The organism is Amycolatopsis minnesotensis, from assembly GCF_039529815.1.
In the GTDB taxonomy this organism is placed as follows: domain Bacteria; phylum Actinomycetota; class Actinomycetes; order Mycobacteriales; family Pseudonocardiaceae; genus Amycolatopsis; species Amycolatopsis minnesotensis.
Genome location: NZ_BAAANN010000013.1, coordinates 158,827 through 170,550, shown reverse-complemented (window position 1 = coordinate 170,550; position 11,724 = coordinate 158,827). Strand labels below are relative to the sequence as shown.

11 protein-coding genes are annotated in these 11,724 nt (G+C 69.4%); 4 read left to right on the top strand and 7 right to left on the bottom strand.

All coding sequences use genetic code 11. The features are described 5' to 3' along the window. Positions 1–64: 64 nt before the first annotated feature. The 3 genes from ABD256_RS18400 to ald form a co-directional block, all read right to left on the bottom strand. Positions 65–946 carry an ABC transporter permease subunit gene (locus tag ABD256_RS18400; RefSeq protein ID WP_344419749.1) on the bottom strand — a complete coding sequence of 294 codons (882 nt, stop codon included), beginning with the start codon at positions 944–946 and terminating at the stop codon, positions 65–67. Continuing rightward, positions 946–2,022: an ABC transporter ATP-binding protein gene (locus ABD256_RS18395; RefSeq protein WP_344419746.1), complete on the bottom strand. Its 1,077-nt coding sequence runs from the start codon at positions 2,020–2,022 to the stop codon at positions 946–948. Before ABD256_RS18395 ends, ABD256_RS18400 begins: the two co-directional genes overlap by 1 nt. Positions 2,023–2,502: 480 nt before the next feature. Beyond that, entirely contained in the window at positions 2,503–3,618 is a 1,116-nt protein-coding gene (gene ald / locus ABD256_RS18390; protein ID WP_344419743.1) for an alanine dehydrogenase, read from the bottom strand. A gap of 212 nt (positions 3,619–3,830) precedes the next feature. Here ald and ABD256_RS18385 point away from each other — a divergent pair, with 212 nt between their 5' ends. Next, the gene (locus tag ABD256_RS18385; RefSeq protein ID WP_344419740.1) at positions 3,831–4,790 is read left to right on the top strand and encodes a zinc-binding dehydrogenase; all 960 of its coding nucleotides are present in this window, start codon (positions 3,831–3,833) and stop codon (positions 4,788–4,790) included. Between the two features lie 61 nt (positions 4,791–4,851). On the opposite strand, the gene ABD256_RS18380 is transcribed toward ABD256_RS18385, so the two are convergent. The 4 genes from ABD256_RS18380 to ABD256_RS18365 all read right to left on the bottom strand — a co-directional run bounded on the left by ABD256_RS18380 (position 4,852) and on the right by ABD256_RS18365 (position 8,295). Further along, positions 4,852–5,772 carry a zinc metalloprotease gene (locus tag ABD256_RS18380; RefSeq protein WP_344419737.1) on the bottom strand — a complete coding sequence of 307 codons (921 nt, stop codon included), beginning with the start codon at positions 5,770–5,772 and terminating at the stop codon, positions 4,852–4,854. A 142-nt stretch (positions 5,773–5,914) separates the two neighbouring features. Then, positions 5,915–7,432: a PucR family transcriptional regulator gene (locus ABD256_RS18375; protein ID WP_344419734.1), complete on the bottom strand. Its 1,518-nt coding sequence runs from the start codon at positions 7,430–7,432 to the stop codon at positions 5,915–5,917. 1 nt (position 7,433) lies between these two features. Continuing rightward, positions 7,434–7,877 (bottom strand): VOC family protein, encoded by a 444-nt coding sequence (locus tag ABD256_RS18370; protein ID WP_344419731.1) that lies wholly within the window; start codon positions 7,875–7,877, stop codon positions 7,434–7,436. A gap of 58 nt (positions 7,878–7,935) precedes the next feature. Beyond that, on the bottom strand, positions 7,936–8,295 hold the full coding sequence (locus ABD256_RS18365; RefSeq protein WP_344419728.1) for a PadR family transcriptional regulator: 360 nt from the start codon (positions 8,293–8,295) through the stop codon (positions 7,936–7,938). Between the two features lie 57 nt (positions 8,296–8,352). Between ABD256_RS18365 and ABD256_RS18360 the strand changes: the two genes are divergently transcribed. The 3 genes from ABD256_RS18360 (at position 8,353) to metX (ending at position 11,419) form a co-directional block, all read left to right on the top strand. Continuing rightward, a complete protein-coding gene (locus ABD256_RS18360; RefSeq protein WP_344419725.1) occupies positions 8,353–8,742 on the top strand; it encodes a glyoxalase superfamily protein in 390 nt (129 codons plus the stop codon). Between the two features lie 230 nt (positions 8,743–8,972). Continuing rightward, positions 8,973–10,283: a bifunctional o-acetylhomoserine/o-acetylserine sulfhydrylase gene (locus ABD256_RS18355; protein ID WP_344419722.1), complete on the top strand. Its 1,311-nt coding sequence runs from the start codon at positions 8,973–8,975 to the stop codon at positions 10,281–10,283. Beyond that, entirely contained in the window at positions 10,280–11,419 is a 1,140-nt protein-coding gene (gene metX, locus ABD256_RS18350; protein ID WP_344419719.1) for a homoserine O-acetyltransferase MetX, read from the top strand. Before ABD256_RS18355 ends, metX begins: the two co-directional genes overlap by 4 nt. Positions 11,420–11,724: the final 305 nt, after the last annotated feature.

Here is an 11,724-nt window from a genome sequence, read left to right as displayed (position 1 = left end):
AGGCCGTGAACGCCGTGATGGCCACCACGACGAGTCGCGGTGGCCATCACGGGGGACCCGATCGTCAGGTGATGTCGCGCTTCTGGTTCGACAGCCAGCCGCCGACGAAGAACACCGCGGTCCACCCGGCGAAGATCAGCGCTGAGGCCCACCACGAGATGACCCCTGGCGCGCCCGCCGCGAGCTGGAGCCCGAGCTGGTCGAAATGGCCCGTGTCACCGGGGATGTTCAGCGAGTTGAACCCGAACGCCTCCGCCGCGATCCCGCCGACGATGCCGTTCGCGGTGCCGTTCGGCAGGATGCCGCCGAGGACCGACGCCCACTTCCACAGCACCAGGACGAGCACGTTCTCGATGATCAGGAAGTAGCCGATCACCAGCAGGACCGCGAGCACGACCTTGTTCAGCACGGCGCCGAGCCCGATGCCGAACAGCGTCACGAGGATGTAGGCCAGGATCGTGCCGCCCAGCGCGCCGAGCCACTGCCCGCCGCTCGGCTGCCCCGGCGAGTCCACCGTGATCACCGTGGCCAGCGCGGCGACCCCGAAGCTCAGCAAGCCGTACAGCGCGCCCCACGCGATGTAGGAGATCATCTTCGCGGTCAGTGCCGACACCCGGTTCGGGGCGGTCAGGAACGTCGTCGTGATGGTCTTGCTGTTGTACTCGCCGGCGAGCGCGAACACCCCGAAGACCGCCGGGATGAGCTGGGTGATGTTCACCCCGTGCGAGATCGCCAGCAGACCCACCGGGAGGTTGTCCGGCGAGAGCCCGATGGATGCGGCGAGCTCGCGCGCGATGCCGCTGCCGATGTAGCTGGCGAAGTCGTTGGTGATGTTGCCCCACGCGAACGACATCCAGAAGGAGACGACCACCAGCGGGATCAGCAGGATCCACCAGGTGTTGAGGGTCAGCGTCTTGCGGAACTCGGCCTTGATCAGCCTGCCCATCAGCCCTGCCCTCCCCAGCCGCCGCCCTGCTGGCCCGGCTGCTGATGTCCCGGTGGTGGTTGCTGCTGCTGGTAGTTCGGCGGGTACTGCTGCTGTTGCTGCGGACCCGACGGCGGGCCGCCCCAGCCGCCCTGCTGCGGTGGCTGGCCGTACTGCGGCTGCGGCGCCGAGTACTGGCCCTGCGTCAGCTGGAAGAAGAGCTGCTCGAGGTCCGCGCGCTCCTCCTGCATGCCGTAAAGCGCGACACCGGCCTTCGACGCGATGTCACCGATCTGCTGCACGGTCGCGCCGGACACCGCGACCCGCCCGTCCTGAGTCGGTTCGAGCTGCGTGATCCCGTTCTCCTGCAACGCTTTCACGAGTTCGCCCGCGTCGGAGGGCTGCACCAGCACCCGCGACCGCTGGCCCTGCCGGAGCTGTTCGAGCGAGCCGAAGTACCGCGTCATCCCGGCGCTGATGATCACCACCTGGTCGATGGTCTGCTCGACCTCGCTGAGCAGGTGGCTCGAGACCAGCACGGTCCGCCCTTCCCTGGCGTAGGCGCGCAGGAAGTTCCGCAGCCACACGATGCCCTCGGGGTCGAGGCCGTTCGCTGGCTCGTCCAGCACGAGCACCTGGGGGTTGCCGAGCAGTGCCGTCGCCAGTGCGAGCCGCTGCCGCATGCCGAGGGAGAAGTCGCCCGCCCTCCGATGCGCGGCCGAGGACAGGCCGACGAGCCCGAGCACCTCTTCGGCGCGCCGGTCCGGCACGCCGATCGCGGCGGCGTACACCCGCAGGTGGTTCAGGGCCGACCGTTTCGGATGGAAGCCTTCGTTCTCCAGCACGGACCCGACCACCGTCGCCGGGTTGCCGAGCTGGTCGTGCGTCCTGCCGTTGATCGTCGCGACACCACTGGACGGGGTGACGAGGCCGAGCAGCATGCGCAGCGTCGTCGTCTTACCCGCACCGTTGGGCCCGAGGAAACCGGTTACCGAGCCGGGTTCCACGGTGAAGCTCAGGTTCTGCACGGCGGCGACCGGGCCGAAGTGCTTGCTGAGGTTCTGCACGGCGATGCGGCCGCTGCCGTCGTGCTGCATGCTTCCGCCTCCTCCTTGATCGCCGGATATGTGACAGGCGACATCCTGCCGTACCTCGACCGGCGGATGCGGAGGCAGGGGGTGTTGTGCTGCAGAAGCGACGTTCGTCACCCTCGGTCTCGGGTGCCAGTGGATCACTGAAGCGTTTTTATCGCTGAAAGGCCAGGTCCGGGCCTTGCGGCGGAAGGGATCGCCGGGAGCGGTCGCGGCGGGTGAAGAAGTATTCGAGGGAAAGTGGAGACCCGGTGCAGCGAACTCCGCGGTTATTACCTAAGCTAGTACGTGGCGGCCCGCTCCCAGTGACCCCCAGGCTGGTTGAGCGGGCCGCCCCTTTGTCTCCACTTCCCTTTGCCGCCACCGGCTTTCCGCCCTTTGTCCGGCGGCTCCGGTGAAAAACGGAAAACGCCCGCCGCCGATGCTCGGCAGCGGGCGCCCGCTTGCGCTTACTTCACCGAAGAAGAACGGTGTTCAACTCACTGGTCAGGAAAGAACGGTGTTCAACTCGGTGTGTTCGAGGCCGTGCGCGACCGCGACGGGCCCATTCGTCAGCTTGCCGTCGTGCGTGTTGAGACCCTTCGCGAGGCTGTCGTCCGCGCGCAGCGCCGCGTGCCAGCCGTGCTCGGCGAGCTGCACCGCGTACGGCAGCGTCACGTTCGTCAGCCCGTAGGTCGACGTCCTCGGCACCGCGCCCGGCATGTTCGCCACGCAGTAGAAGACCGAGTCGTGCACCTGGTAGGTCGGCTCGTCGTGGGTCGTCGGGCGGGAATCCGCGAAGCAGCCGCCCTGGTCGATCGCGATGTCGACGAGCACGCTGCCCGGCTTCATCCTCGACACCAGGTCGTTCGACACCAGTTTCGGCGCCTTCGCGCCCGGCACCAGAACGGCGCCGACGACGAGGTCGGCTTCGAGCACGGCTTCCTCGACGGAGAGCCGGTTCGACGTGACCGTGCGGATGCGGCCGCCGAAGTCGTTGTCGATCTGGCGGAGCCGGTCGACGTTGGTGTCCAGGATCTCGACGTCGGAACCGAGGCCGAGTGCGACGCGCGCCGCGTTGATGCCGGCGACACCGCCGCCGATGACGACCACGCGCGCCGGGTGCACGCCGGGGATGCCGCCGGGCAGCACGCCGCGCCCGCCACTCGGCTTCATCAGCGAGAAGGCGCCGACCTGGGGCGCGAGCCTGCCCGCGACCTCCGACATCGGGGCGAGCAGCGGAAGCGCGCCGTTCGGCTTCTGCACGGTTTCGTAGGCGATCGCGGTGGTTCCCGAGGCGAGCAGCGCGTCGGTGAGCGGGCGGTCGGCCGCGATGTGCAGGTAGGTGAACAGCACCTGGTCCCGGCGCAGGCGCGGGTACTCGGTGGCGATCGGCTCCTTGACCTTGAGGACGAGCTCGCCCTCCGCCCAGGTCTTCTCGGCGGTGGCGAGGATCTTCGCGCCGGCGGCGAGGTACTCCTCGTCGGTGATGGAGGACCCGATGCCCGCGCCGGTTTCGACGAACACGTCGTGGCCGCGGCCGGTCAGCTCGTGGACGCCTGCCGGGGTCAGCGCGACCCGGTATTCGTGCTTCTTGACTTCACGGGGGACGGCGATGCGCACTTGCGGCCTCCTGGAGATGTACTGCGCGGGGGTGCCTGGGTAATGACGTGGTGGTGACCACGGTGAACCACCCGGACAGCGGTGTCATCGTGCTGAGAGGACAGTATTGGACCTTTTTCATAGTGCTTATAGGACAAGTGCCTTGACCTCTACCGCGGTTGAGGTTGCAGGCTGTGAGCGTTGACGGCAGGGGCCACGGGGGAAGGAACGCGATGAGAGCGGTTTGGCTGGAGGAGTTCGGCGGTCCCGAGATGCTGAAGCTCGGCGCGGCGCCGGAGCCGGAACCGCGGCCGGGTGAGGTGCTCGTGGAGGTGGCGTTCGTAAACGTCGTCTTCGTCGAAACGCAGTTCCGGTCGGGGCGCTTCCCGAACCCGGCGCTGCGGGACGTCGCGCTGCCGGTGGTGCCGGGAAACGGCGTCGGCGGGGTGGTGAGCGGGCTCGGGCCGGGGGTGGACCCGGGGCTGCTCGGCGCGACGGTGGTCACCTCGACCGGGGGCTCCGGCGCCTACGCGGAACGGGTCGCGGTCCCGGCGGACGGGCTGATCGAGGTGCCACAGGGGGTCGGCCTCGACACGGCCGTGGCGCTGCTCGCCGACGGCCGCACCGCGTTCGGGCTGCTGTGGGCGGCCGGGATCGAGACGGGTGACCGGGTGCTCGTGGAAGCCGCGGGCGGTGGCGTCGGCAGCCTGCTGGTGCAACTCGCCAAGTCCGCGGGCGCGCACGTGGTCGCCGCGGCGGGGTCGGCGGCGAAGCTCGCGCAGGCACGGGAACTCGGCGCGGACGAGACCGTCGACTACCGCGAGCCGGGGTGGGCGGCCGCGGTGGGGGCGGTCGATGTCGTGTTCGACGGCGTCGGCGGGCGGATCGGCGCGGAGGCGTTCGAGGTGGTTTCGCGGGGCGGCCGCTTCCTCGTGCACGGCGCGGCCAGCGGGGAGATGTCGTCACCGGATCCGGAGGTCGCCGCGCGGCGGGGGATCGCGGTCGTGCCGCTCGGTTCGGTGCTCGGTGGGCCGGGGGAAGTGCGCAAGGCCGCGGAGGCGGCACTGGCCGAGGCCGCGGCGGGGCGGCTGCGCCCGGTGATCGGCCAGCGGTTCCCGCTCGCGAAGGCGTCGGACGCGCACGCGGCGATCGAAGCGAGGACGGCGTTGGGGAAGACGCTGCTCGTGCCGTGACGCGGGTCCGGGGGTGGATGGCGCGCGGCCCGGCGGGGGGTGCCGGGCCGCGCGTCCTGTGTCACGCGCGGTAGGACGTCCAGGAGTTCTTCATCCTGGTGCCCTGCCCCGCGGTGAACTCGGTCATGCAGTTGTCGTAGCTGTAGTCCATGAAGTTGTGGATCGGGTCCTTGCCCGCCGCGGTGCAGGTGTCCTTGTTCGCCGGGCAGCCCGAGGTCGGGCTCGCCTCGGCCGGGGTGTCGGCGACGTAGTCGCCCGAACCCGAGCAACCGCCCTGGAACGTGTGGTAGAGCCCGAGCCAGTGCCCGATCTCGTGCGTCGCGGTGTCGCCCTCGTTGTAGTTCGTCGCGGAACCGCCCGGCACCGACGTGTCGAGCATGACCACGCCGTCCATCTTCGGGCTCGATTGGTAGCTCCACGGGAACGTCGCCCAGCCGAGCAGGTCGTCACCGAGCGAGGCGGTGTAGAGATTGAGCACGTTCGCGCCGCCGGTGTGCAGCGCGTTCTTCATCTGCGTTTCGGCGCTCGAGCCGTCGGTGATGCCGTTGTACCAGGCAGCTTTGTTCGTGCGGTCCGTCTTCGCGAGCGAGAAGCTGAACCCGGCCTTCGCGTAGGCGCTGTTGAGCACCGAGATCTGCTTCGCGATCGTGGCGTCGGAAATGTTGCCCTTCGAGCCGTCGGTGATCACGTGGAAGTAGACGGGGATGTTCGTCGCCGCGAGCCGCGCGGTCGCCGCCTTCCCGGCCAGTTTCGCCGTCATGTCGCGTTCGACGGCCGCTGCCTGCGCGGGGGTCAGGTCGTTCGCGTCGCCGTCCTTGCCGCGCTGGGCGGGGTTCTGCGGGGTGAAGCAGTCGGCCCGCGCGGTTGCCGGTGCGGGCGCGGCCCCGACCGACGAGGTGCCGGGGACCATCAGGCAGGCCATGGTCAGCCCGGCGACGGCGCCGGCTTGTGCGATACGGCGGATTCGGGAACGAGTGCTCATCGGCAACTCCTCGAATGCGAAGTGTGACCCCAAGTGGTCGACGCGAAACGTAGCCAACGGGTCACGACAAAGTCCCCGATGTGATGAAAATGTGCCCAGGACGGGGTTTTTCGGGCCTTTCGGCGGGAACCGAGTGGAGTAATCAGGCCCAGCGAAGGCTTATCAACTGGGTGAGCAGGGCGAGCCTGGTGTCGGCATCGTCGAGGTCGAGCGGCGCGATCTCGAGCACTCGCCGCATCCGGTACCGCAACGTGTTGGGGTGGATCCGCAGCTCGCGCGCGGCCGCCCTCGGATCGCCGGGGTGCCGCAGCCACTGGTAGAGCGTGTCCAGGTAGCCGGCGCCGTTCGCTTCGTCGTGAGCGCGCACCAGGGCGAGCGGACCCAGCTCGCCGATCGAAGCGGCGGTCGCCGCGGTGGCGGCGCGATGCAGCGTCAGCGCCGTCCACACCTCTTCGAAGGTGACCACGCGTCCCGGCACGAGCCGGGCGCGCAGCAGCCCGAGCGCTTCCTCCGCCTGCCGGCGCGAGCGTGCGAGTTCGCCGACTTCTCCCGCGCCGCCCGCCGCGATCCTGACTTCGTTCGGCACCGCGGCCAGCGCGCCCCGAAGCGCGCTCCACGCGTCACCATCCGGGACGACGGCGTAGAGCAGGCCGCCCAGTTCGGTGGCCACCGGCCGCCTGCCCACTCCGGAGGCGATGCGTTCCAGCAGGGACAGCCGCAGGCCCTCCTGCTCGGCGTCGACGGCGACCACCCGGTGCGGTTCGTCGGACAGTTCGAGCTCCGCCATCACCTTGCGCGGGCTCGCCCTGCCTTCCAATACCGCGCGCAGCAGCTCCTCCGACGCGCGGCGCTGCGCGTCGGCATGGGCCCGCCGTCGCAGCAGGTGCAGCGCGACGACCGGCGCCGCGTCGGCGAACGCGGCCGCGCGCTCGTCCGACACCGGGCCGGAGACGACCGCCCACATCGACCCGAGCAGCTCGCCGCCCATCCTGATCGGCACGATCAGCCTCGGCAGCGTGCCGTCGCGCTGCGCGGGCACGAAGATCGTCTGCCTGCCGCGGGACAGCTCGCGGAAGACCCCGCGCGAGCGGAACCGCGCCAGCACGTCGTCGGGGATGCGGCGGCCCATGATCGTGGACACCCGTGCCGGGTCGGTCAGGTCCTGCCGCGCCGAATACGCGAGCACGCGCGAGTTGGTGTCCTCGATGGTCACCGGCGCGTCCACGACGGAGGCGACCGCGTCGGCCAGCCGGAACAGGTCGCTGGAGCCGGTGTCCTCGAGCGATTCCGATTCGTCGGCGATCGCGTCCAGCACCGTGCGCAGCAGCCAGACGAGCTGTGCCCACGACGCGGCCGCGCGCACCTCGATGAGCGCGATGGCGGCCGATTTCGCGGCCTGCCGCACCACGGGTTTCCCGGCGAGCGGCGGCTTGAACAGCACCGCGGCCGCGCCCTGCGACGCGCTCGACCTGACCAGCGCGGTCGCGTCCTCGACACGCGTCGTCGCGACGGCCAGCACCAGATCGCCCGCGGCGAGGTGCCCTGGGGTGCCCGGTTCGGCGATCACCACGTCGGCCACCGCCGGGCAGTCCTCCGGCAGCAGGATCGACCGCATCAGGGTCGGGCCGACCCGGTCGACGACACTGCGCACCGAAGCCACGTCAAACCTCCCGCGGGGCGCGGGCGTCGATGTCCTCCGGCGTGAACAGTTCGCGTTTCGTGGTCAGTGCCCACCGATGGCCGAACGGGTCGCGCACGCGGCCGTAGCGCTCGCCGAAGAACAGTTCCTCCACCGGGGCCTCGACCTCCGCACCCGCGAAGACCGCGCGCCTGGCGAGATCGTCGGGATCCTCGGTCTCGAGCGTGAGCAGCATCGGGCAGCCGCCGACGGTGGGCGGCGCGAGCGCGTTCAGCTGGGGGATTTCCTCGCTGACGAGCAGTCTCGCCTCTCCGACGGCGAGTTCGACGAACAGGATCACGCCGGTGGGCAGCCGGTTGCGGAACAGCTCGACGGCGCCGAAGGCCTTGCGGTAGAAGGCCAATGCCCCTTCGACGTCCTGGACGAACAGGTGTGGCGCGAGGCCGAGTACCCGGCTGGTGCTCATCGATACACACCCTTCACGGCTGCCCCGCTCCGCAGGGCAGTGCTTGCGGGGACACGGTTCATGCGGACTCGGCCCGTCCCGTATCGGCGAGGCCTGCCGCGGAAGCCGCGTCGAGCAATGCGCTCAGCTGCCTGGCTTCCCGTTCGGCAGCGCGCCTGCCCAGGCCGGTGAGCCGGTAGTTCCGGCGCCGCGCGTCGTGGGGGGCGCCGTCGGTGATGTCCGTGGTCTCCTCCACGAGTCCGTCGGCCGCGAGCCGCGACAGTGTCCGATACAGGGTGCCGGGCCCGAGCTGTGCCGCGCCATCGGTGACCTCGGCGATGAACGCCATGATCCCGTACCCGTGCGCATGACCGCTGGCCAGCGCGAGTGCCACCTGGAAGCCGGCCGGCGTCAGCGGGGGAGGGTTGCCGTCGGGCATGCCGCGAGCATACACTCCGCCCTCGTTATATCCAAAGTGGATACAAAGGAGTCTTTCGTGGCCATCCGAGGAGTCAGCAAAATCGTGCTCGGCGTGCAGGACCAGCAGCGCGCCAAGGAGTTCTGGTCCGAGATCGTCGGGTTCACCGTCACCACGGACGTGCCCTACGACGACAGTGGTGCCAGGTGGGTCGAGGTGACCTCCGCCGATGACAGGACCGTGCTCGTGCTGAGCACGGATCCCGCCGATCGGAAAACGTTCGAGGGCAGGGGTGAACTGCCGACCTCGAATTTCTTCTTCTACGCCGACGACATCGAGAAGACCTACCGTGAACTGTCCGCGAAGGGCGTGGAATTCCCCGCTGTGCCGGAAGAACAGCCATGGGGATGGTGGTCCATGTTCGTCGACAGCGAGGGAAACCGATTCGCCCTCCAGCAGCGGGACTAGAAGCGCTGTCCGGGTCTGCAGTGGATCTCCTTTTTCGGCCGGTTCGGGTCATCGGCGGAGGCGGTTTCGTGGGTGTCCGCATCGTGGTCGCCCGAGGGTGAGCGCATGGTTCCCCATGCACCCGAACGGGTAGCGCGTCTCCCACGGGATGGGAGTGGGTTGGGTGTGTCCGCGCCGGTGGTTAGCGTCGGCGGCGCGGGCAGGTCCGATCCACTGAGCAGGGAGTTCCGATGAGCGCCGAAGAAACCAGTGCGTGGTCGTTCGAAACCAGGCAGATCCACGCGGGTGCCGCGCCCGATCCGGCGACCGGCGCCCGTGCCACGCCGATTTACCAGACGACGTCCTACGTTTTCCGCGACACCCAGCACGGTGCCGATCTGTTCAGCCTCGCCGAGCCGGGCAACATCTACACGCGGATCAACAACCCGACGCAGGACGTGCTGGAGCAGCGGCTCGCCTCGCTCGAAGGCGGCGTCGCGGCGCTCGCGTTCGCCTCCGGTTCCGCCGCGACCACGGCCGCGATCCTGAACCTCGCCGGTGCCGGCGACCACTTCGTGTCGAGCCCGTCCCTCTACGGCGGCACCTACAACCTGTTCCACTACACCCTGCCGAAGCTCGGCATCGAGGTCACCTTCATCGACGATCAGGACGACGTCGAGCAGTGGAAGGCCGCGGTCCGGCCCAACACCAAGCTGTTCTTCGCCGAAACGCTCGCGAACCCGGGCAGCAACGTGCTCGACGTGCGCGCGGTGGCCGACGCCGCGCACGAATCCGGGGTGCCGCTGATCGTCGACAACACCATTCCGACGCCGTACCTGCTGCGCCCGATCGAGCACGGCGCCGACGTCGTCGTGCACTCCGCCACGAAGTACCTCGGCGGCCACGGCACCACCGTCGCCGGTGCGCTGGTTGACGCCGGCACCTTCGACTTCGGCGCCGACCCGGCGCGGTTCCCCGGCTTCACCGAGCCCGACCCGAGCTACCACGGCCTGAAGTACTGGGAGGCACTCGGCCCGGGTGCGTTCGCGGCCAAGGCCCGCGTGCAGTTGCTGCGGGACACCGGCGCCGCCATCGCGCCGCTGAACAGCTTCCTCATCCTGCAGGGCATCGAGACCCTGTCGCTGCGGATCGAACGCCACGTCACCAACGCGAAGGCGCTCGCCGAATGGCTGGAGCAGCGTGACGAGGTCGAGCAGGTCTACTACGCCAGCCTGCCGTCGAGCCCGCATTACCAGGCCGCGCAGAAGTACCTCCCCGGCGGCGCCGGCGCGGTGCTGTCCTTCGACCTGCGAGGCGGCGTCGCCGCGGGCCGTGCGTTCGTCGACGGCACCGAACTGCACAGCCAACTGGTGAACCTGGGCGACGTGCGCAGCCTCATCGTGCACCCGGCGTCGACCACACACAGCCAGCTCTCGTCGGAGGAACAACTCGCCAGCGGCGTCACCCCCGGCCTGATCCGGCTCGCCGTCGGCTTGGAGGGCATCGAAGACCTGAAGGCGGACCTGGACGCCGGCTTCAGGGCGGCGAAGGCGTCGCTTTGAGCCTTCCTCCCAGCGGTCGCCCGCCTGCCACCGGCGCGTGGCGGACGGGCGACCCACCAGGAAGGCGGACCTGGGCGCGCCGCCGCGGCGCGTTCACGTTCGAGGCAGGTGGCGTGCTGCCCGGGATCGACATCGCCTACGAGACTTGGGGGACGTTGAACTCGGACCGATCGAACGCGGTGCTGGTGGAGCACGCGCTGACCGGCGACAGCCATGCCGTGGGCGACGTCGAACCCGGACATCCCAGCCCCGGCTGGTGGGACGGGCTCATCGGTCCCGGCAAGGCGCTCGACACGACCGAGTTCTTCGTGGTGGTACCGAACGTGCTCGGTGGATGCCAGGGTACGACCGGGCCCGCGTCGCCGGACTCGGAGGGAAGGCCATGGGGCAGCCGATTCCCGGTGACAACGGTTCGCGACCAGGTCAAGGCGGAAACCGTGCTCGCGGACGAACTCGGCATCGAACGGTGGGCCGCTGTCGTCGGCGGTTCGATGGGCGGGATGCGTGCGTTGGAGTGGGGCGTCGGCCTGCCGGACCGGGTCGCAGCCCTGCTGGTGCTCGCAGCCCCCGCGGCAGCCTCCGCCGAGCAGATCGCGTGGGCGTCGCCGCAACTGCACGCTATCAGGGGCGACCCGGGTTGGCGCGGCGGCGACTACCACGACCTACCCGACGGCGAAGGCCCTCACATCGGGCTCGGCGTCGCGCGTCGCATCGCGCACGTGACCTACCGCAGCGAACCGGAACTGTCGCAACGCTTCGGCAGGTCTCCTCAAGTCGCCGAGGATCCGCTTCGCGGTGGCAGGTTCTCCGTTGAGTCCTATGTAGACCATCATGCCGCGAAGCTGGTCCGCCGTTTCGACGCGGCCAGCTACGTGGTGCTCACCGAATCGATGAACACCCATGACGTCGGGCGCGACCGCGGCGGAATCGGGTCGGCGCTGCGCCGTGTGCGCGCGCGAACGGTGGTCGCCGGTGTGGACAGTGACCGGCTGTATCCGCTGTACCAGTCGGAGGAGCTGGCCGCCGGTGTCCCGGCCGCCGGTGCGGCCGAAGTGATCAGTTCGCCCTATGGGCATGACTCCTTCCTGATCGAGACCGACCAGATCGCCGGTCTGGTGAAGGCGTTGCTCGAATGATTCGTGCACATGTTCGCGGGTGGTTCAGTTCCGGTGCCGCGTCGTAGCGTGACCAGTTCGGGTCGCGTGACGGGCACCGTATGGCACACCCGTGCTTACCAAGCTGGCCAGCTGTGCCCAACCTGCCGAGAAATGTTCGGCCACAGGCGGGCCGCTCAGTGAGGCCACCAAGACAAGCCGGTATCGCGGATGGCTGTTCTACGGTCACAGGAGCCTGGCTTCGTGCGACAGCCAGTCGCACCGGAGATCTGCGCTCGTTTTGTCGTGCTGTCAGCGGTTTCCCCTTCGTGACGAGGTGGACGCAC